Annotated in this window: 16 protein-coding genes and 1 pseudogene; 6 read left to right on the top strand and 11 right to left on the bottom strand. The window is 52.4% G+C overall.

From position 1 onward, the window contains the following. From JW499_RS16720 to JW499_RS16695, 6 genes and pseudogenes are all read left to right on the top strand, one after another. Window positions 1-190: pseudogene (locus tag JW499_RS16720) on the top strand (IS630 family transposase); the annotation flags it as partial. Between the two features lie 31 nt (window positions 191-221). Next, window positions 222-572, top strand: coding sequence for an IS66-like element accessory protein TnpA (tnpA, locus tag JW499_RS16715; protein WP_205211656.1), 351 nt, complete (start codon window positions 222-224; stop codon window positions 570-572). After that, window positions 569-895: an IS66 family insertion sequence element accessory protein TnpB gene (gene tnpB, locus JW499_RS16710; RefSeq protein ID WP_205211655.1), complete on the top strand. Its 327-nt coding sequence runs from the start codon at window positions 569-571 to the stop codon at window positions 893-895. The genes tnpA and tnpB overlap by 4 nt, the downstream gene beginning before the upstream one ends. A 96-nt stretch (window positions 896-991) precedes the next feature. Further along, entirely contained in the window at window positions 992-2,572 is a 1,581-nt protein-coding gene (tnpC, locus tag JW499_RS16705) for an IS66 family transposase (protein WP_205211659.1), read from the top strand. Between the two features lie 135 nt (window positions 2,573-2,707). Continuing rightward, window positions 2,708-3,400, top strand: a complete 693-nt coding sequence (locus JW499_RS16700) for a hypothetical protein (protein ID WP_205211654.1) — start codon at window positions 2,708-2,710, stop codon at window positions 3,398-3,400. A gap of 2 nt (window positions 3,401-3,402) precedes the next feature. After that, complete coding sequence (locus JW499_RS16695; RefSeq protein WP_205211653.1) at window positions 3,403-3,681, top strand: hypothetical protein; 279 nt, start codon at window positions 3,403-3,405, stop codon at window positions 3,679-3,681. Window positions 3,682-3,978: 297 nt separating this feature from the next. Here the strand turns inward: JW499_RS16695 and JW499_RS16690 are convergent, their stop codons facing one another. The 11 genes from JW499_RS16690 to JW499_RS16640 form a co-directional block, all read right to left on the bottom strand. Beyond that, window positions 3,979-6,906 (bottom strand): restriction endonuclease, encoded by a 2,928-nt coding sequence (locus tag JW499_RS16690; RefSeq protein WP_205211652.1) that lies wholly within the window; start codon window positions 6,904-6,906, stop codon window positions 3,979-3,981. Window positions 6,907-6,927: 21 nt separating this feature from the next. Then, on the bottom strand, window positions 6,928-8,856 hold the full coding sequence (locus tag JW499_RS16685; protein WP_205211651.1) for a site-specific DNA-methyltransferase: 1,929 nt from the start codon (window positions 8,854-8,856) through the stop codon (window positions 6,928-6,930). 54 nt (window positions 8,857-8,910) lie between these two features. After that, window positions 8,911-10,347: a DUF6880 family protein gene (locus JW499_RS16680; RefSeq protein ID WP_205211650.1), complete on the bottom strand. Its 1,437-nt coding sequence runs from the start codon at window positions 10,345-10,347 to the stop codon at window positions 8,911-8,913. After that, complete coding sequence (locus JW499_RS16675) at window positions 10,344-11,591, bottom strand: RNA-binding domain-containing protein (RefSeq protein ID WP_205211649.1); 1,248 nt, start codon at window positions 11,589-11,591, stop codon at window positions 10,344-10,346. Before JW499_RS16675 ends, JW499_RS16680 begins: the two co-directional genes overlap by 4 nt. Window positions 11,592-11,606: 15 nt before the next feature. Then, window positions 11,607-14,429, bottom strand: a complete 2,823-nt coding sequence (locus tag JW499_RS16670; protein ID WP_205211648.1) for an SNF2-related protein — start codon at window positions 14,427-14,429, stop codon at window positions 11,607-11,609. Window positions 14,430-14,431: 2 nt separating this feature from the next. Continuing rightward, window positions 14,432-14,629 (bottom strand): CopG family ribbon-helix-helix protein, encoded by a 198-nt coding sequence (locus JW499_RS16665; RefSeq protein ID WP_205211647.1) that lies wholly within the window; start codon window positions 14,627-14,629, stop codon window positions 14,432-14,434. 67 nt (window positions 14,630-14,696) lie between these two features. After that, window positions 14,697-15,914, bottom strand: coding sequence for an efflux RND transporter periplasmic adaptor subunit (locus tag JW499_RS16660; protein ID WP_205211646.1), 1,218 nt, complete (start codon window positions 15,912-15,914; stop codon window positions 14,697-14,699). A gap of 7 nt (window positions 15,915-15,921) precedes the next feature. After that, complete coding sequence (locus JW499_RS16655; protein WP_232846475.1) at window positions 15,922-18,303, bottom strand: ABC transporter permease; 2,382 nt, start codon at window positions 18,301-18,303, stop codon at window positions 15,922-15,924. 10 nt (window positions 18,304-18,313) lie between these two features. Next, window positions 18,314-19,033, bottom strand: a complete 720-nt coding sequence (locus JW499_RS16650) for an ABC transporter ATP-binding protein (protein WP_232846474.1) — start codon at window positions 19,031-19,033, stop codon at window positions 18,314-18,316. A gap of 152 nt (window positions 19,034-19,185) precedes the next feature. Then, window positions 19,186-20,229 (bottom strand): 2Fe-2S iron-sulfur cluster-binding protein, encoded by a 1,044-nt coding sequence (locus JW499_RS16645; protein ID WP_205211644.1) that lies wholly within the window; start codon window positions 20,227-20,229, stop codon window positions 19,186-19,188. Window positions 20,230-20,342: 113 nt separating this feature from the next. Then, a complete protein-coding gene (locus JW499_RS16640; RefSeq protein WP_205211643.1) occupies window positions 20,343-21,368 on the bottom strand; it encodes a diiron oxygenase in 1,026 nt (341 codons plus the stop codon). Window positions 21,369-21,496 lie beyond the last annotated feature (128 nt).

The raw sequence follows: 21,496 nt of genomic DNA, 5'->3' as shown, positions 1-21,496 counted from the left end.
GGTGGAGAGATTACAGCGTGGAGTATTTGCCAGTGTCCCAGATCTTATCGGCACTATCGATGAATACATTGCCCATCATAACAGCAATCCGAAGCCATTTATTTGGACTAAAAGTGCCCGAGACATTCTGGAAAAAGTTATTCGTGCCAACAGTCGCTTAAGCTCTAAACAGAATGCAACACTACACTAGGTGTCCACCTATCTTTAAGTGGACACCTAACATGACTCTCAATGCTCCTCCATCCGTAACCAACCAACCCAGTAAACGACGCCGTTTTAATCCGGCGTTCAAAGCCATGATCGTTGACCTCTGTCAGCGGCCAGAAAACTCCATTGCCCAAGTCGCCCGGAATCATGCACTCAACGCTAACCTGGTTCATAAGTGGCTGGTAAAGGCCCGGCAGCAGGCATCTGCGGATATGCCCGCATTCCTGCCAGTCACTCTGCCAATAACGGCATCCGCGCCTCACGCTCCTGATTTCATCACGCTGGAGATCGACTCGCCTCTGGGGGGCATCACCTTCCGAGGCTCCGTTGCGGATGCCGCTCAGTTCATAAAGGCGTTGGTATGATCCGTATCGATCAGATCTGGCTGGCAACGGAACCGATGGATATGCGGGCGGGGCCGGATACTGCTTTGGCCAGAGTCGTGCAGGTGTTCGGTGAAGCTCAGCCCCATACCGCGTATCTGTTCACCAATAAACGCGGTAACCGGATGAAAGTCCTGATCCATGATGGACTGGGTATCTGGCTCTGTGCACGGCGCCTGCATAAAGGGAAGTTCCATTGGCTGGACAGGGTGCATGGCAAGCAGGCTATTTTAGATGAGACACAGCTTCAGGTGCTGGTTCAAGGATTGCCCTGGCGGCATATGGGACCGATTAACCGGCTTTGATACACGAGAGAACACGGCCAAGCATAGGTCAGCCAGAAGCGCTATTGGTCTATCTTCGTATCGAAAATGATCTTTGAATCGATCACACTCGCAGGTATGACAGCACCTGACCTTACTCAACTTTCCCCTGAACAACTGCGCCGCCTGGCGGAGCAGTTGCTGCTGCGCGTCGATGAGCAGGATCAGGTGATCCAGTTGAAAGACCAGGCCATCCAGCAGCAAGAGCAGGCGATCCGTTATAAAGAACAAGTAAACCAGAAGCTCACCTATGAGCTGGCTCTGCTGAAACGTCACAAATACGGTCAGCGCAGTGAGCACCTGAATCTCCTTCAGATAAGTCTGCTCGATGACATCATCGGGGCCGATATGGCCGGGATCGAAACGGAGCTGGATGATGCGATCGACTCACCGACGCGAACCCAGGAAAAACGTCAGCCCAAACGACAACCCTTGCCACCGGAACTGCCTCGCCGGGAGGTCCATCATGAACCGGAGGTCACGACTTGTTCCTGCGGCTGCGCAATGTCCCGTATGGGCGAGGATGTCAGTGAAAAGCTGGACTACACGCCGGGCGTCTTTACGGTAGAGCGTCATATCCGGGGTAAGTGGGTCTGTGACGCTTGCGAAACGCTGACTCAGTCACCGATGCCCGCGTATATCCTGGATAAAGGTCTGCCTACTGCCGGTTTACTGGCTCAGGTCCTGATCGCTAAGTACGCTGACCATCTACCCCTATATCGTCAATCACAGATCTTTGAACGTGCCGGTGTTCAGCTGTCCCGTTCGACCTTGTCCGAATGGGTGGGTGTCTGCGGTGTCCGGCTTCAGCCCTTGGTCGATGCTCTGCACGAGCATCTGCTGCAGGAACCGATACTGCATGCGGATGAAACCCCTGTGCCGATGTTGGCACCGGGTAAGAAGAAAACCCATAAAGCGTATCTCTGGGCCTATGCCACCAGTCCCTTCTCCGCACTGAATGCCGTGGTGTATGACTTCCAGCCGGGGCGTTCCGGGCAGTATGCCCGGGACTTCCTTGAGGACTGGAGAGGACAGCTGGTCAGTGATGACTATGCCGGTTACAAGAAAAGCTTTAAGGACGAGGGAGTCACAGAGCTTGGCTGCATGGCGCATGCCCGCCGCAAGTTCGTGGAGCTGCATATCGCAGGTAAGAGCCAGATCGCTGGAGAAGCGGTTCAGCAGATCAGGGAGCTGTATGAGGTTGAGCAGAAAGCCCACCCCCTTAGCGTTGAAGAACGGCATCGGATCCGGCAACAGGACGCGAAGCCGATAGCGGACAGGCTCTATCGTTGGCTACTGTATGAGCGGCAACAGATCCCGGATGGCACGGCGATCGCCAAAGCTCTGGACTACAGTCTGAACCGCTGGGCAGCGCTGATCCGTTATCTGGAGGATGGCGCGATCCCAATCGACAACAACCGGGTGGAGAATCTGATCCGCCCCTGGGCGCTGAGCCGCAAAAACTGGCTGTTTGCAGGATCACTGCGCAGCGGTCAGCGTGCAGCCGCGATTATGAGCTTGATCCAGTCAGCGAAACTGAACGGGCATGAACCCTATAGTTATCTGAAGGATATATTGGAACGGCTGCCGACGCAGAAAGCGAGTGAGATCGATAGGCTGCTGCCTCATCATTGGTCATCGGAAACCGTCAAGGTGTGATGCCCGGACGGTTACGAAGATTTATCCAATTTTGGGACATATCTTAAAGTAATAAGTGATATCGCAGCAGACACTCTATCTGAGGGAGTCAGTGATTTAGGAGCGGCACTCACTAAAGGAATGGTAACATTTGCTGTGGATACAAAAGCAGGCGAGAAATCTGCACAGGAGATGAAAAATTTGCTGGATGTGTACGATAGTCGTACTCAGTTTGCCAGCGATGTCAAAGACGATCTTGCACAAAGCCCATTGACCCAAACGATGGGCGAAGGGGTTTCAAAAATTGATCAGGCACTTGGCCTCTCTGATGAAAGTAAAGCTTATATAGGGGCCCTTACGGCGGGTTTGCCATTAGTAGGTAAATTTCGTAAATTTGTTCCAAGCAAAAAACTCACTGCTCAATTGGATAGGCTCCGAGCAGAAGGACATGCGCTTGAAAGGCACGGAGGGGCTATTACAGATGAGCAGTTATATGCTCGAGCACGGACAGGTGTCGCTCCGGACGGATCTAAAACAAGAAGAGGCTACACTCCTACATCAACGGCATTTAATAGCGATGAGCTATTGGTGAATGCAGATGACTTCCTTAGAAATAACTATCTGGATGACGCGATAAAAAATGCCGAGCCTGGTACATTAAGGATCAAAGTTTCAGCTGATACCGGTGTTGAATTAGGCCGAGGCTACATTCCTGTTGGTAAGAAGACAGGGCAGTCAGGGCCATTGCAAACAGTCAACGATCTAACGAATGTGGAGGCATGGTATGTGTACGATCCAGCTAAAAACATTTGGCAGACGAATACGATATACCCAATCCCAGGTAAGTAATTATGGAATCATATAAGTTAATTAAAAGCGTTTTGGGTGGGATTTATGGAGCCCAGGTAGGCTTGGATGATGAAGAAGCTATTGCTGCATTGCAAAAGGATTTGCAGCATGAACCTTTTCGAGAAGGTATTGAAACTGAACTCAAGAAGGCTTTTTCTGATAAATCCATATCTTGGGTACAGCTAATGGACGATTGCGAAGTTTCCTTTTTTGAAACTGAAGAAGAAGCAAAATCAGTTGCTAAAGAGTTATTGTGGGACGTGGTATTTCCTGCGGAATAAAAAGTTATTTACTTGATGCAATAAACATGTCCGGAACAATAATGTTAAGTGAGACTCAATCTTTCGATGTAAGAACGATTGATTTTAAGTTAATTGTTGTATAAAGGGGACTATAAAGGGGACAGATTTATTTTCCAATCTGTCCTGGGCCAGAAAGCCTCCGTTTCTGTCCGCCCTCGGTGCTCATTGAGCCCTAGGTATGCCTCTCGTGGGCTGTTGATAAAACCCATACATCAGCCCCATATACTCACCACAGAGTTCACAGAGAAAGGCTAAATCGTAGGAATGCCGTTCGCGTTAATCCGTTGCCACTACCTCAGACACTGAGGTTGCCACCCGGTAATCAACACCGTCCAACGCTTTAAAATGTGCTTCGCCGCAGAGAATCTTGAGGTTTTCCTCTAATCGGCGTTTATCAGAATCATGGGTAGATTTGGTTTCTCGTATCAGATAAACCTTTTGATCCGCCTGCAACACCACCGCCCAGTCAGGGTTGTAATCCCCCACCGGCGTAGGAATGGTAAACCAGCGAGGTAGTTTGCAGAAGAACTTCACATTCTCCGCGCCATCCAGCGCCTGTGCCGTTTGCCGTTCGATCTGAGAGTCATACTCGATATAATCGTATGGGGTTTGTATATGCTCATGATCAGCGGCATGTTGCACCTGATAGACCCGGTCAAGATATGACTCTAATTCCGGCTCATTAAACAGTTCCATCTTATAGTGTTCACCCGCCAGCTTTTCATAGCGAATCCCATCCACCAGTAGCTCATCCAGGGCTTTATGAATCTGCTTAGCCGCTTCGGTAATAAACCCCTGCGGATTGGCTTTAAACTCACTAAGACGGCCACAACGTTTGATGATCGCCATTAGAGTGCTGCGTGTCAGCTCGGTTTGAGTTTGCAGAGCGCCTAAAAGATCCGGCAGCTGTGCATGGGTGTCGACATAGCGGGTCTGTGGCGTTTGAATCTGGCGCTCAGCACCAAAGCCAGCATCGGTCAGGCTCGCCTGGGTATGGTCAATGGTCAGGCTAACCGGCTTGATCACCGGCATTGTCTGCAACTTGTGGCTGGCCAGATCGATCAGTTGCTGAGTATTAAAGTGGATAGCATAGCGGGTTTTTTGGCTTATCTTCTCCCACAGCGCTTTAAAATCCGGATTCAGTTCAACCCGCTTGTCATAGATAACCGGGGTCCTGCTGCGGGCATCTTTAACCCGCCCGGCAAACATAAAGCTACGCAGTTTATCGATCACCTCATTCTCTAACGGCTGATACTCGACTGGCAGACACAGGGTAAAGTAAAGATCATCGGGCTTAAATTTCGGGGTGATCTCGCCTTTAGCATCCAGATACCCCTCTGATTTTAACGCCTGCCACAGTTGCCTTGAGCGCTCCTGCCCTAACGATTCAACGTCGTTCAGGGATAACGGTGCAAATGCGATTGCGGGCACCCGGCCAAACTTAAAGCCACCGCCGATATCTTTCTCCATCTCGGTTTGCAGGTTTTTGGCATACTGCTCAAACGATTCACTGGCCACTACGGTCAGACGATTAACCTGGGGGTTATATACCCGGTCACCGTTGATATCCACCGGCAAGCGTAAGCCACGCCCGAGGGTTTGGCGACGCTCTTTTTCGCTGCCCATCTCCCGCAGGGTACAGATCTGAAACACGTTGGGATTATCCCACCCCTCTTTCAACGCTGAGTGGCTGAAAATAAAGCGCAACGGCTCGGCATCATCCAGTAGCCGCTCTTTGTCACGCATAATCAGCTCATACACCTCGGCATCGCTGACGGTATTACCGCTGGTATCTTTCAGCTCCACCACTTTGCCACGCTTTTTCGTTTCAGCGAAATAGCCGTTATGCACCTGAGCAACATCCCGTTTAGGCAGGTCTTGAAACAGAGGCGATTGCGCCACCTCGTTATAGGCGGTTTCAAACCATCGCGCCAGCTTGCCCGGTTGCACATTGCCCTGCTCATCGTAGTAGCGATAGTTGGCCACCTTGTCGATAAAAAACAGTGACAGCACTTTTATCGGCAACCCCTGCTTAAACAAATTGCGCTCCTTCTTGAAGTGTTCCTCCACGGTCTGGCGGATCTGCTCTTGCAGCACTTCATCCTGAATTCCGCCCTGCTCCTGCTCGGGTTCCAGAACGACATTATTCGCAAAGCGCACATACTCCATCCCCGGTTCGGCATAGATCTCATCCACCACATAGCCCTCATACCCAGGACGATTAGTATGGTCTGACAGATCGGTGGACTGTCTGAGCTTAACGGTTTTCTCTTTGGTGCCGTTAGCGGTGTCTTCAAAAATGATCACGGTTGCCGAGGGGGTTTTGGCTTTACCGCTATAACCGATCTTACTCAGTTTGAGATAGGTCTGATTGATATTCTGCTGGGATTGTATCGACGCCACCGAGATCTGTTTAACCAGTTTTAGATCATAGGCTTTGACCGGCCCCAACTGATAGATGACGTTATAGGGGTTCTTATGGGTGGCAGAATAACGCAGTGCAAAGAGGGGTTTGAGGTGGTTGATCGCTTTGCGCGCCTTGGCGGTGGCATCCACCGATTGCGGCTCATCGATAATCAATACCGGGCGCACCTCCTGAATAAACTCAATCGGTTTACCCTGCATGCGGTCCAGTTCCTGGTGGATAATATTGGCGGTTTTTTCGCTGTCAGCATCCTTCTGAAACGCCTGAATATTGATCACCATGATCTGCAGTGTATTGGCGGTGGCAAACTGGCGCACCTTAGCCAGATCTTTCGAACTATAAACGTAGTGGTTGAAAGGGACGTTGTTATACAGGCTTCTGAAGTGGCTGGTCATCATCGCCAGGGAGGAGAGCACCCCCTCACGAATCGCCACCGAGGGCACCACGATCACGAACTTACGCAGCCCGAGCCGCTGATGCAGCTCAAAGATAGTGCGCAGATAGACATAGGTTTTACCGGTGCCGGTTTCCATCTCGACAGAGAAGTTGGCAAAGGGGTAATCATCGTCGGCACTTAAACGGGCGCTTTTTTCGATAAAGTTACGCTCCTGCACCCGCTGCAGATTGGCCAGCAACTGATCCGGGTTAAGGTCCAGGGTATTGGCGATGCCCCGCTCACGATAGGCCTGGCCGCTTACAGACAGCCCTTCAAACAGGGTGAGGGTGGATTCAATCGCATCCTGCTGATAATCCAGACTGGGGTTAAACTTGAGTTTCATGCGCTTTCCCTGTTTAGCCCGTTAAACGGTTCTGAACTCTATACGATCGACACCCTCTTTGCCCTGGTTAAAGGTGGCAAAGGTTTTCACCGTATTGGCTTTGAGCTGATCATTACCGTGGAACGCTTTATCCAGGCAGATAAACTGACTGGGTGCCAGCGCCAGCACTGCGTCGATCACCCCCTGACTGATGCTGTCCTGCAGATGTATGATGAGCGCATTGTCCGCGATAGAGAACAGCGACTGGCCCGCCAGTTCGATCTTGTCTATCGACTCTGTGGGTTTTATGCCCGCTTTTAGCAATAGCTCATAGAGCAGATCTTCCTGGCTGGCATTAGGGTCGATATGATCGACATTCAACTCCATCTGCTGCAGCAGATCGCTATCAGAGATAGTTTTATCAGGGGCGCGCCAGGGGGTGATATTACTGCGGTCGAGTTTTAGCACTTTAAAGCCAAGGTCGAGATTCTGGTTATTCTCCAGGTCTAGCTGACCTTCGAGTTCGGAGCGGATTTTAGTACCGGCACGGCGAATGCGACTTTTCGCCATTTCGCTTACAGTAGCATCGTCGGTAGAGACTTCTGGTAGCTGAACTCCAATAACTTTCCGTTGTTTTCCATCTTCTTTGTTTTGCTCAAAAACAGATTCAAACACAGTCCCTGAACCGGCAAAGAAATCAAGAATGATATCGTCTACCTGAGAAGATGAAACTTGCAACATTCGTTTGATTAAGCCAACAGGTTTCGGCGTGACAAATATCTCATCTCCAGAGGCGGCTGTTAACAGCTTACTCAATGCCTGTTTAGCATTTCTTGTGCTTCCAACTTCTTTCCAGCTCCAATAGGTTTGAGGAACCACACCTTGCCTTACTTCAGACAGAAATTTCTTTACTCCCGGCCGATTCCCACCAGATTCACCCCACCAAATACGACCATCTTTATCATACTCATCAAACTTTTCTTTACTAATTCGCCAATAGCTTCCGGGAGGAGGTCCAGCTATCACTTTCCCGCTAGGTGTAGTAAGAGAGTATTCGCCTTTACTGTAGTAATTCCTTGCGGCTAAATCACCAAGCAACCAGGGGCCTCTTGGATCATCGTCATGATTCTTATAGCGGGCGATCATTTCATCAGAGCGCGGCAACAAGTTTGGACGCCATACCTCAGAGTTCTTTGCGTAAAGTAAGATGTAATCATGATCTTCACTAAAGTACTTTGCAGAGTTTTTGGGGCTATCCATTTTGTGCCAAATGACAGTTGCAATAAAATTCTCCTCCCCAAAAATTTCATTGCACACCCGGCGCAGGTTTTCCACCTCGTTATCGTCGATAGAGATAAAGATTACACCATCTTCCCGCAGCAGGTTGCGGGCCAGATAAAGGCGGGGGTAGATCATATTCAGCCATTTGGTGTGAAAGCGGCCCTCACTGGCTGTATTGGTGGAGAAAGTACGGCCGTCACTGTCTTTCAAACCGGCATATTGCAGATAGGTGTCGAGGCTTTCGGCAAAGTTATCCGGATAGATAAACTCTTTGCCGGTGTTATAGGGCGGGTCGATATAGATCATCTTCACCTGGCCGTAATAACTCTTCTGCAGCAGCTTCAGCACTTCCAGATTATCACCTTCGATAAACAGATTTTCGGTGTTATCGAAATCAACCGATTCCTCCCGGCAGGGTTTGAGGGTGGCACTGCTGGGCTGCTGTATCAGCCGCATACAGTCCCGTTTGCCGGGCCAGTCCATGCCATAGCGTTCACGACGGTTGTCATAGAGTTCACTAAACTCACCCAGCTCAGCTTTTAAGCGTTCAAAATCGATGCTCTCTACCAGCTCGCCCGCGGCATTACAGGTTTCACTGAACACGCCCGGAAACAGCTGTTTTAAGGCCTGTTTACGCTGTGCGCTAATATCCAGTGAATTGCCATCCATGGAGGTATCCGGGTTGCTCATTGTCTGTCCTGTCGTCTGTTTAATCGGTGCTGGGTAAGTAAACCCGGGCACGGGCTATTTGTTCGGGAAATCTGCGGCGGCCCAGAATGACCGCTTACGACCATGCGCCTGTTGCAGCCGGACAATAAACCGGTGGGCATCGTCAAATGATTGATAATCGGGTTGCTGCTGGTCCAGGGCGATTAAAGCATAAAAGTAATCCGCTGCATGATGATAGGCTTTGGTTTTGCCCCGTTCCAGTATATCCAGCAGCAAGATACGCAAACCGATAATCGCCGCGAGCGTTTCTCCGTTGCTTTGAAACACCTCAACCCAGGATAACAGCGTGGTGTAGTGAGTACCGGGGATCTCATCCCAACGGGCCAGACAAGTGCGCGCGGCTAAAGGGATGTTGTCGATCAGCAGCAACATCTCCACCGCGTCCGGGGCATAGCACTCTGGTTGCTCAACAAGGGCTAAAACGGTTGGAATGATGTTTGCCACTTCAGCATCGCTGGCAATGTTTAGATAAACCTCCAGCGCCCAGGCGCTGGGGTTTTCCATAAATAGCTGATACAGGTTGGCTTTTAACTGTTCAGTATCGCCCTGCCGTTGCAACAATGCGTTGGTCAGTCGGCTATGGGCAGGCTTGTCACTCGCCCAGACGGGCTGATCCAGCCAGTACTGCGCCCGCTCAAACGCTTCGATATCGATAGCAAACTCGACGATTGCAGCCAGTTGCAGGGGGTTTAGCGCTTGGCCACTGAGCAGATAACTCTTTTCATAGAGTGTGATATCACCCAGAGCGCAGGCGACCGACTCCATACCCAAACAGGCATGGGCGGCTTCTGCGTTGTACTCAATACCTTCGCCATCGCTGGGCAGAGCCGGGGACTTAAGTGCCTGTCGAGCACGGTTTTCAAACCGCCAGGCCAGTTGATTCAGTTCCTCTTCAGTCAGCAAGATATGACTGTGACTGATAACATCATCAAGACAACCGTAATCGTTGCTATCAAAAAAGTTCAGCACCGCCTCCAGCCAGTTTTTCGCCTTTGGAGCGGTTTCTCGCAGCTCTGCAGCCATCTCCAGCCACTGATCGACAGCCTCCCTATAAACACAGCCGATATCACCATCGGAGTCATCACAGCTATTCAGCACATTCACATGGGTGTTGATAAAGGTTTCGGTATACCCAAGGCCTGCCTGCAGATCTTCCTCGGCCAGGGCGTCGATATCTAAGAGTAAGCTTTGTAGCTGACAATAGAGATTAGACGTTTGCTGGTAATCGACAAATTCCAGCTGTTTGAGTTGAGAAAGCTCTCTCTCTATAGCGTTACGCAGGACGCCGCTGCTTCCCTGATTATCAACGCCAGCGGTCGCTCCGCGCCCTAAGGCACGCTGAAGATGGGTTTCAATCAGGTCATCGATATCGCCATAGCGACCGTAGAGGTCGTCAACCAGCTGTACCAGGGTGGTGTGAGCAACCGTTGATAGTTTTTTCTTGATGTTCAACCGGAAAGCTCCTCTTTACTGGCGGCATAGACGGTTAGCAATAATTCATTGTCATCGATCAAAGCGTATTCCGGCCGTTTGCCGCTCAGGGCTTCACTAGCTTTAATAATTTTCGGTACACCTTCTCCCCGTCGCTCAATCAATGCTTGTCGCCCCGCCTCTTCGCGGGCGCTGTAGTAACGACTGAGCAGGTTAACAATATTCTCGTTACGGGTAACTGTGTTCTCCATCAGACCGTCCAGGGTAAGACTGTTGGGCAGCGCGCCGGGGCTAAACAACTCAAAACGGTCAGCAAACAGATGCAGACGAATACGGCGGCCAGTCATGGAGTAATCGCGATGGGCCACCGCATTAACAATCGCTTCAAACACAGCCCCCAGATCATACTGAGGAATATCGCGACGCCCGACGGTTTTTATCGCTTCAATGCGCATATTTTTGCGAACAAACTCAAATGCGCCGCTAATCTGCTGGTCCAGAGGGCCGGTAAAGTCAGCCGCATCAAGCTGATCATTGGCATCGCGCTGCTTGCCACTATAAAAAACACACTGGATATAAGCGTTGCTTAGCCACTGGGTCGGATCGTTGGTTAACAGCAGAACACCACTCACGGACAGCCCCTGCTCGCCATTTTCATGGCCGCTCAGATGCAGTTTTCGCAGCTGATCGCTCACCGGTGTATCCGCCCGGAGAAACCGCTGTAACAAGCTTTTATCGATATCAGCCAGCGCGGTCCCCGGCACTAACGTCTCATCGAACCGAATCAGTCGGGACTGACTGCGTTGCTGAAACAGACGCGCCAAAACCTCCGGCTTCATCTCCTGCTTAGTAGAACCAACCCGCTGATAATATCGACCACTGCTGGAATGCACCATGATACTGCGGGGGATCTCGATATAGATAACCGTTTTAAGATTCCCTTCGCGGTCGGGCAGTTGCAGTAAGCGGGTATCCAGTTTCACCGGTGGCTGAATAGAGTTCTGGCTAATATTGACCACCCACTCTTCAGTCGTCGAGACACATTCATCGGCAATACCAACGACCGCCCGGGTCTTATCCTCAACGCCCAGTAGCATCCGCCCACCCTGACCATTGGCAAATGCGGCGATCTCATGGGCCATGCTGTCTCTGTTCGGGCTGGTGGGGCGGTTTCCCACAAACCTCACCTCTTTAAACTCAATACTGGAGTCTTCGCCTAAACGAATATGAAACAGCAATTCCTGTGCTAGTTTTTCTCGGTTCACGTAGATCTCCGCCAATTATGCAGTGAGTGTCCAGCGGATGCTGAAGAGCGTTTCCAGTTGCTGCTCCAGTTCCAGCTTTGCGCTAATGTCATCCAGCAATGCGTCCTCTTCCTGCTCGATCTGCTTTCGGGCCTGGTGATAGATACTCAGTGCGTCATCACGCTTACGCTCCAACGTCCGCAACGCTTTCTTGGCATTCACCTTGTCAGCCACTGAGGCCAGCTGCCGAGCCTCTTTTTTCAGTATTTTAATCTCCGCATCTAACTCTTCAACGGTGTTATACAGCGTTTTACGCCGATCATCAGCCCATCGCTCTAACTTGCTGTTTTCCTGTTCAAAGTAGTTTTCCAGCTGCGCCTGCGTTTGTTGCTCTTTTGTGGCTAAAGCCGCCGATAAAACGGCAGCCAACACAGATGCGTCAAACGCGATAGATTCCTGCAAAATCGTGGCTGGAATACAGAGCAGGTGTTCGGCATGCTCCTGCGGCAGAATCTCGCCAGCATCGGTGATCGCCAGCACTAACAGGTGATGTTCCTGGGTTTTCGCATACCGAAAGGTCAGTTTGACCAGTTGAAGCAAGCCGCTTTGCCCTATCAGAGGCCTTAAGGCCGCATAATGACCACCATCCAACTCATTGTATCGGAACTGAAGATGCGCATTATTTAACTGACGACTTTTTGCCTTATGAACCAGTTCCCAGGCAAGGTAGTGCTCTGCGGCCTGTAATCGAAAAAACTCCGAATCATTTTCTTGAGCCAATAGCCAACTGAGATCATATCGTGTGTCGTCATAGAAGAAGTGGTTACGTTCAAAGGTTGCCACTGGCAGCTCTGCCCGCGCCAGATCTAGCAATACTTGTTCGTAATCCTTTAAGAAGTCCTGACTTTGATCTCGGCGGGTTTTTAATGCCGCCACCACATCACGATCAAAATGACTCAACAGGTTTTGTCGGGCAACCTCCTCCTTAACGGAGAGAACCCCCTCCATCTCCGCCTGAAGCTGGTCAAACTGGTATTCAATATCAGCATCTGAGCGACAGTTTTGATAGATGTCATAAATCCGTTTTTCAATATCGATATTGCTTTCAATAGCCCCGAGTATCTCATCCGATGCGCCAAACACACCTTCAAACAACTTCAGTTTTTCACTTAACAGTTGAAACACCCGTTGATCGGCTGGGTTTTTGCGGTTAACAAAGTTCACCACAACCACATCATTTTTTTGCCCATAACGGTGTACCCGACCGATACGCTGCTCCACTTTTTGCGGGTTCCATGGCAGATCGTAGTTAATCAATACGGAGCAAAACTGAAGGTTAATACCCTCACCACCCGCTTCGGTGGAGATGAGAATATCGGCCTCATCGCTGCGAAAACAGTCCACCAGCGCGGCTTTCATATCGGCCATACGCGAACCACTGATACGGGCACTCCCCCGGTGCTTTTCCAACCAGTGGTCATAGATCTGTCGCGATTGCGGATCGTTATTAGTGCCGTTTAGTAAAACCGTTCGTCCGCGATAACCATTATTCTCGAGTAGTGTACTCAGATACTGCTGAGTACGGCAGGACTCGGTAAATACTACGGCTTTACGCTGCCCCCCCAGGTTTTCGGTCATATCCAGGGCTTTCGTCAGCACCAACAACAGGGCATTACCTTTAGCATTGTCGGTGATGCCTGCCGCTAATTGCTGACACTCTTGTAACAGCGCGATCTCTTGCGCGAGTTTCGCCTGTTTTGGTGAAATATCTGCTGACGATGACTCATCGAATTGATCCAGCCAGTCATCAGCCTCCTCCAGATCACCAAGGGACTCTTCCGTCAGCAGTTGTTGAGACTGCAAACGTCCAATCATCCCCTTAAGCGTATCTGCCACGGCGAAGGAGGAGGATGCCAGGATTTTACGTATGCCAATACTAACCAGGTGTTTAGCTTTATGGGATATCGCCTGAATATCTGGAGTTTGCAGATAGTCAGACAATTTTTTATACAGTTCCCACTCCGAATCAGTGGGGGTAAAGTCCTGGGTCAGCGAATAGCGGTTGGTAAAGTTGATGCCTCCCTCCTGCTGTACCTGTTTTCGCAACGTACGATGGCAAAGAGGATCAATGCGCTTTTTCAAATCCTCCAGAACATTTTTATCTCTTTGTCTGGAAGCATAGAGAGCGCGAAAAGACTTTTCATCACCAAAGTAATGTTCATCAATCACCTGCGCCAGACCATATAGTTCCATCAGGTTATTCTGCAGAGGGGTTGCCGACAGTAACACCCGTGACTCTGCGTGACGGGTCGCCTCGACTACCGCTTTCGCCTGTTTACTCCCCTGTTTCTTATAAATATTTCTTAACTTATGAGCTTCATCAAATACCACCAGATTCCAATCGACTAAGCGCACTTTATCCTTTTGCGAAGCAATGTACTGATAGGAACAGATGACTATTTGATCCATCTGATTAAAAGGGTTTGTCAGTCCGAGCTGACGCTGCTCTTTGGCGATCTTACTGTCGATAATAATTGAGGGCAGTTCAAACTTATCGGTTAGTTCCTGACTCCATTGTTTTCGCAGGGAAGCAGGCGTCACCAACAGAATATTTTTTTTGCCTTCAGCCCACTTTTGCGCAATCACTAAGCTGGCTTCAATGGTTTTACCCAGACCGACTTCATCAGCCAGCAGAACTCCTTTAGCGAGAGGGGACTTTAATGCGAAACAGGCGGCTTCTACCTGATGGGGGTTCATATCGACCCGGGCAGATGCCATGGTGCGGGAAACCTGGTTTTCTATCCGGCCGCTCTGGGTGAGCCAGTGGGCAAAATAAGCACTCTGATGGGGAGTAAACATCGCTATTTCTCGCCCTCTTTACGCTCTCCGGGGGAGCGACTCAGTGGATTAAAGCTCTCCTCAGCAGCAACTCTATCGAGAAACTCTCCTACGGCCTGGCGAACCATCCAGGCAACCGAAAGCCCGTTTGCCTCAGCCAGCGCCTGAAGCTTTTCCTGCTGATCGGAAGGGAGAGACACTGTTGTTCGTACCGTTTTCATACAAGACCTGTTCATCAAGGTGCATAACATTGCATCATTCTACACCCTGATGAGGCGAATGTCAGATTCACAACCGGCGCTTTACCCGGCCACCATCACTCAGCTCGGCTGGCGGATAGAGCACCACCTGATCACCCGCTTCCAGCCCCCCAGACACTTCCGCACTGATGCCGTTGTTATGCCCCACCTCAACGGTATTCAGGAGCGCTTTACCGGATTCAACCCGATAAACCGCCCAGCGACGGCCACTGCGAATCAACGCACTGGAAGGCACGATCAGTGCGTCAGCATCTTCCCAGACGACGATCCGCGCCTCCACCCTGAAACCATGACCTAGACTGGCCCGCTGGGATTTGTCACTGACAAAACGGATGGTGGTTTTCACCCGCTGCTCTTCAACCCCCAGGGCTGAGTATTTGGTAAAGCCCCAGGGTTCCACTTTTTCGACGCGCCCCTCGAGCGCCAGCGGTCCGCCCCAGTTTTCGATCATCACCCGGTTGCCAGGTTTGACCCTGACCGCATCGCTGGAAAGCAGTTCAACCACCACCTCCAACTCCTCATTGATATCGCCGATCTCCAGCACTGCCTGACCGGCAGGCAGCGTGGTTTCGCTCTCCTGCAAGACCCGCAGAATACTACCGGAATGGGGCGCGACGATATTGATCACCCCGGACTGCGCATCGTGGTTATCGCTCTGCCCCGGCACAAAGGTGATCAGCTGTGCCCGGGCACTGGCCAGATTAGCCTGCCGCATTGAGATTGAGGCCTTCGCCATATCCAGCTGAGCACTGGCCGAGCGCCACGCCTGTTTAGCGTTATCCAGCGCAGCATCACTGATCGCGCCCCGCTGCTGCAGGATGGTGATCCGTTTCAGTTCAGTATCGGTCCGCTCGGTATCGGCCAGCGCTTTATTCAGTTCAGCCTGCGCCAGTCGCACGGCGGCTTCGGCAGAGACCACCGCGGCGCGCGCCTGCTCCCGACTACGACTATCCAGTGCCACCGGATTGGCGGGCAACATGCGGGCAACAACGGTTTTATCCTGGATGACCCGATCGCCCGGCTCCACCTCGATACGCAGTAACCGGCCGGTCACAGGGGTCGAGACCACATAGGCATCACGCACCCGGGTTTTGCCTTCATCGTCAATAGTTTCCCACATGGCTCCGCGCTGTACCGTGCCAATATCCACCTGCAGGGGCCTTGGCATAAACGCCCAGACCAGCAGCAACAGCACCACCACAACGCTTCCCAGCAAAACCCAGTGACCCGACCGCTTTGACCCCATAAACCCGTTACTCCCTTACTTTTAATGCCGAGACCAGATCGATCCGGTCGATATCCCGTTTCACCAGCCAGCCAGACAGCAGCGCCGCAATAATCACCGCCAGCGCTGCGATGCCATAGCTCTGGGGTACGAAGACCGCTGAAACCCGATAGAGATCGGTACTGAAGCCCTCGGATATGGCAAACACCAGAAAATAGCCAAGCAGCCCACCGAGCGGCAGCGCCAGCAGAGTAATAATACCCAGCTCTGCCAGTAGAACAAACGCCGCTTCCCTCCGGGTAAAGCCGATCACCCGAAGACTGGCAAGATCCCGTGCCCGTTCGGCAAATGCGATGCGGGCACTGTTATAGACTATCCCAAAAGTGATCACAGCGGCTATCGCCGCCATCAGATAGCGCACTGCACCAGCACTGCTATCGATCAGCCGCTGAAACGCCTCGCGGGCGTCCTGCTTCAGGCTGACCCCGGCAATCCCCGGCATCGCCTTGATGCGACGGTAGATAGCATCCTGCCTGGCGCTATCGATACGCAGATAAGCACCGGAGACCCGACGGGGCTCACCCAGAACCCGGTTGAGGCTATCCAGCGCCATATAGGCGGGTGAACCGATCAGCGTATCCGCCACTCCGGTCACCGGTATCTGCAACTGAGGCTGACGCCCCTCCCGCACATCGATATCGAGAACATCGCCCGTTTTTACTCTGAGAATATCCGCCAGAGCGCTGCCCAGCACCACGCCCCGGGTTCGCATCGGAATCGCCTGCTGGCGTTTGTCCAGAGCCCGGTTCAGCCGGCTGTTCTCCGGCAGCCCGGTGATCACACCACGATAGCTGTGCTGGCCATTGCTAAACTTCACCACCACGGTGCGCTGCGCCTCAACTTCGATAACCCCGTCAATGCTCTGCAACTCAAACACGACGTTGTCAGATAACGGTTCAATGAAACTCACCGACAGATCACTGCGGTCGATCAGATTAAAGCTAAACGTCAGGGTCTGATCAAACGCGCTCATCACATTCAGCATCGCCACCGCCAGAGACATCCCTGCAGCGATACCGATAACGCCGCCTGCGGCCCTCCCGGGCTGACGCAGCAACCGCCGGGCAACCATCCGTCCGGGCTGATCCAGCCAGCGTTTCATAAATGCGGCCAGCGCCAGCGAACGGCTGTAATCAGCCGGTGTGGGGGGTTGCATCGCCACCGCAGGGCTGAGGCGAAACACCGACCTTAGCACCAGCATTCCTCCGGCGGCTGCCGCCAGAATACTCACCAGAATGCCGATCACAAAGGTCATTGGATCGACCTGAAACAGCAAAAATGGAAATTTGTAATAGCTCTGATACACCTGTGCCAGGCTGCGCCCCGACATCACCCCCAGAAAACAGCCCAGCAGGGCGCCGCTGACGGCGATCACAATGACAAATTTAAGGTAGTGCAGGGTGATCTCAATATCCCGGTAGCCGAAAGCTTTCAGCAGACCGATCTGGCTGCGCTCTGCGTGAATCATCCGGGAGATAACGATGTTGAGAAGAAAGGCCGCCACCGCCAGAAATATCGGCGGCACGGTACGACTGGACACCCTCAGACCGCTGATCTCCTCCGCGATAAAACGGTTAGAGACATGGTCCGCCAGGCCATACGCTCCCCGCCCACCGTAAGGTTGCAATAGCAGATCGACCCGATCGAGGATCATTGGCAGGGAGCTGTGTTTGGTGGTTCCCAGCAGCAACTGGTTAAAGGCTCCCTGCATATCATAAACCGCCGCCAGAGCTGACTGACTCATCCAGATCACCGCAAAGCGGGCATCATCAGGGACAAATTCACCAGGCGCAGCGGAATAGAGAAACTCCGGGGCCTGTGCCAGACCAACAATACGGAAGGTGCGGCGGGCACCGTGCATGGTGGCCGACAGTGGGTCTCCGGGGCTCAGGCTATGGGCTTTAGCAAAATCCTGTAGCAGGATAATTTCATCTTTATGGCTGGGGTCCGGCCGCCGTCCGGCGGTGAGATAGATATCATTCAGCCGCGCGTCACCCTGATCCGGCAACGATACCGCCTGAGCACTCAGCGGCAGCCGCTGACCGGGCAGGTTGATCAGCGCACTGCCGGTTACCCGGCCCACCGCCACCGCGACGCCCTCGATCTCAGCAACCCGGGATAACAGGGATTGCGGCGCCCGCTGTAGCGGCGCAAATACCTGCGCCAGCCGGTGACGTTCATAATAGGCGGTGCGGGTATCCTCCAGTGAGCGGACCAGGCCGTTCATCATCACCAGCATCAACACCCCCAGCGCAATCACCAGGGCGATCGCAACGGCCTGACCTTTCATCCGCCACAAATCCCGCAGCAGTTTACGATCAAGCGGCGACAGGTCTGCCCATCCAGCCATCAGGCAGCCCTCACCAGACCAGATCCTGCGCCAGCGACTTTTCACTATTCAACACCACCTCTCTGATCTGACCATCGGCAAAATGAATCACCCGGTCCGCCATGCCTGCAATCGTCGCCGCATGGGTGATAATCACCACTGTCGCGCCCAGGCTCTGGTTTATCTGCTGCAGCACCTCCATCACCTGTCGGCCACTGGTGCTGTCCAGCGCGCCGGTGGGTTCATCACAGAACAATACCCGGGGCTGTTTCGCTACCGCCCGGGCGATAGCGACCCGCTGCTGTTCGCCACCAGACAGCTGTGCCGGAAAATGATCGGCCCGCTCACTCAGCCCCACCAGCGCCAGCGCCTGCTCCGCCGTCAGCGGGTTATCGGCAATCTCGGTCACCAGTTCAACATTTTCCCGCGCCGTCAGGCTGGGCATCAGATTATAGAACTGGAACACAAAGCCGATATGGTCCCGGCGATAGAGGGTCAGAGCGCCATCATCCATCTGTCGGAGGTTCTGCTCAAAGAAGTACACCTCGCCGTCGGTCGGCTGATCCAGTCCCCCCAGGATATTCAGGAGTGTTGATTTACCACTGCCGGATGCGCCGAGCAACACCACCAGCTCCCCCTGGGGAATCTGCAGATCAACTCCCCTTAAGGCATGCACTGCGACTGCGCCTTCACCGTACACCTTGGTCAGGCCGGTGGTGGCAAATGCGATTTCGCCGTTGTTTCTATCCATCGTTGCAACATCTGCGTTAATAACCATTAACTAAGAGTACAAAGGGAATAGCGGTTATGCACTGAAAAGCGAAGATCTCAGGCATTTTTCTGGCGAATACAAAAAAGCCGGCCCGCTGCGAACAGGTCCGGCGTTGGAGACAGGTCTGCGCGTCAGACTAACCGGTCTGACGCAGGGGTTTCTGGCTGGGCCTGATCAAAGAAACCTTCGGTGTGGATATTATCGCGCTGTGCTCCACTGGCGGTGACCGCCGCAATACAGTTATCCACAAACCCGGGACTGCCGGCGATATAGATCGCATGTTTCGACAGATCGGGATAGAGATCAGCGATGATATCCGGGATACGACCACTCTGAATCCCCTCTTTTACCTCCCGGGTGAGGGTGGGGATGAACTTAAAGCGACGATGACGGGCATTCCACAGCGACATCAGACCACGGCAATAGATCTCCGCTTCGGTTCGAGCCGAAAACATCAGATGCACCGGTTGTTTAAAACCGCGACGCAGGGCCGCATCGGCCAGACTCAGAATAGGCGCCAGGCCGGTTCCGGCAGCCAGACAGAGCACCGGACCATCGGTTCCCGGATCACCGATAAAGGTGCCGTAAGGCCCTGAGATATTCACCATTGAGCCCGGATGAATCTCATCATGAACCCAGTTACTGGTTTTACCCTCAGGCACGCGGGTAATCTGTAAAACGATTTCGCCATCCGGTCTGGGGGCGTTAGCGATCGAGTAGGAGCGGGGCGTCACACTGCGGGCGGTATCGGTCAGGCTGACATACTGCCCCGGCCAGAAGCGCAATGGATCGCCAACCGGACGCAGCCGGATCTCCGCGATTCGTGGGGTCCGTTCAATCCGGTCCACCACTACGCAACGCACATTCTCCCGGGGCGGAAACAGTTTTGGCATCGCATCATCGGTCCCCCAGTCGATCTCCAGGGTATCACTGAGCGGTTTGCACATGCACATCAGACCATAGCCTTCGGCACGTTCCGCCTGTGACAGCGCCATATCCATCACCATTCCCTGATCGAACTCACCTTCGAGCACCTTAACCTTACACTCGCCACAGGCGCCGGCACGGCAGTTATTTGGCAGGGCGTAGCCGGCATTTTCGAGGGTTTCCAATACCGTTTCACCGGGCTTTGCCTCTACCTCTCTACCCGATGGGGATAAACGTATCGACGTCATACTCACCTCCGGATCGGGGGATATCCCAATCCTGTAACAGCAACATTAAATGACCAGTCAGACACATAATCGCCGCTCAACAGGGCGGCGGTTAATGATGACTGAAAGCAGAATCAGAAGATCGGAATAATGTCCGCAGAGTCCAGGTCCGCCTGAGTCACCTCTTCACCGGTAATATCCACTTCCGGAATTGCCGGGAACGGCGTGTCATATTTATCCAGAACCGTTTTCAGGTTGAGCATGGCGGTACGCCAGTTATCCTTCTTCGCCTCGTAAGAGGGCACACCAAAGCCCGCTTCACGGGCGATCGCTTCCGCTTCCCGCTGATTGGCGATAAAGTCCTCCGGCAGATCCCAGAACTCAGCGGGCGGTTCAAACAACACCGCAGACAGGAACAGATAGCCAGCCCGGATCTGCTTGGTGATAACACTCTTCTCTTCCGCCGACAGTTTAGGATAGTCACGCTCCATCAACGACAGGCAGATCGCCATGTGGCGCCCTTCATCACGGCCGATGTTTTTAAACGCTTCCTGGAACACCATCTCTTCACAGCTTTCAGACATCTGTTTAAAGATAGTGGCCGCGGCGATCTCCCCCATCAGGAAGGAGCTGAACAGAACCGCCAGACTGTATTTAGGCACCGCTTTTTTATATCCGCCCCAGTAACGGCCGCCGTTATAGTACAACCAGGCAGCATTGCGCTTCAGACGACGACCCATATCGGTTTTTGGTTCATATTCCAGCGGGCTGTTAGCTTCCAGCAACTTCGTAATCGCCATGCCACACATCTGCTCGTGATTCTGCTCATCACGGGTAACTGAGAAAAAACAGCGACGAATTGCGTCTTCTTCATGATCTTCATAGGTTTTGATAAACGCTTCAGCAAATACCGGTGGTGCAGAGGCATCGAATACCGATAGCAGCGTCCACCAATAGGCGATCGCTTCACGCTCTTCCCAGGAGTAGCTCGAGACATCGAAAGTATCCCAGGGCAGATCCTTTGGATTCCACGCTTCGCGCAGCGATGCATCCCAGATCTCCTCAGCCTTTGAGGTCTTGGTTTCCCAGCTCAGTGGATAGATATTTGGCTGGGGAGTTTCGGGTGGAAATTCCATGGTATTGGCAATTTTATCGTGCATAGCAAAAACCTCAGAGATGGTTGTTTTTGTTTTAAGAACGACGCAACAATACCATTAATGATACATAAATAAACTTCTAATATTTTATTATGTATCTCTTTTTAAGCAACACCCAACCCCTCAAAATA

The organism is Amphritea pacifica (assembly GCF_016924145.1).
GTDB classification, from domain to species: domain Bacteria; phylum Pseudomonadota; class Gammaproteobacteria; order Pseudomonadales; family Balneatricaceae; genus Amphritea; species Amphritea pacifica.
Note: the sequence above shows the minus strand (reverse complement) of the source record. Positions and strands in the feature narration are given on the sequence as shown.

Coding starts and splice junctions, on each gene's coding strand:
- tnpA (WP_205211656.1), top strand. CDS start 222: ATGACTCTCAATGCTCCTCCATCCGTAACCAACCAACCCAGTAAACGA.
- JW499_RS16645 (WP_205211644.1), bottom strand. CDS start 20,229: ATGACGTCGATACGTTTATCCCCATCGGGTAGAGAGGTAGAGGCAAAG.
- JW499_RS16685 (WP_205211651.1), bottom strand. CDS start 8,856: ATGAGCAACCCGGATACCTCCATGGATGGCAATTCACTGGATATTAGC.
- tnpC (WP_205211659.1), top strand. CDS start 992: ATGACAGCACCTGACCTTACTCAACTTTCCCCTGAACAACTGCGCCGC.
- JW499_RS16670 (WP_205211648.1), bottom strand. CDS start 14,429: ATGTTTACTCCCCATCAGAGTGCTTATTTTGCCCACTGGCTCACCCAG.
- JW499_RS16690 (WP_205211652.1), bottom strand. CDS start 6,906: ATGAAACTCAAGTTTAACCCCAGTCTGGATTATCAGCAGGATGCGATT.
- JW499_RS16655 (WP_232846475.1), bottom strand. CDS start 18,303: ATGGCTGGATGGGCAGACCTGTCGCCGCTTGATCGTAAACTGCTGCGG.
- JW499_RS16640 (WP_205211643.1), bottom strand. CDS start 21,368: ATGCACGATAAAATTGCCAATACCATGGAATTTCCACCCGAAACTCCC.
- JW499_RS16650 (WP_232846474.1), bottom strand. CDS start 19,033: ATGGATAGAAACAACGGCGAAATCGCATTTGCCACCACCGGCCTGACC.
- JW499_RS16660 (WP_205211646.1), bottom strand. CDS start 15,914: ATGGGGTCAAAGCGGTCGGGTCACTGGGTTTTGCTGGGAAGCGTTGTG.
- JW499_RS16665 (WP_205211647.1), bottom strand. CDS start 14,629: ATGAAAACGGTACGAACAACAGTGTCTCTCCCTTCCGATCAGCAGGAA.
- tnpB (WP_205211655.1), top strand. CDS start 569: ATGATCCGTATCGATCAGATCTGGCTGGCAACGGAACCGATGGATATG.
- JW499_RS16695 (WP_205211653.1), top strand. CDS start 3,403: ATGGAATCATATAAGTTAATTAAAAGCGTTTTGGGTGGGATTTATGGA.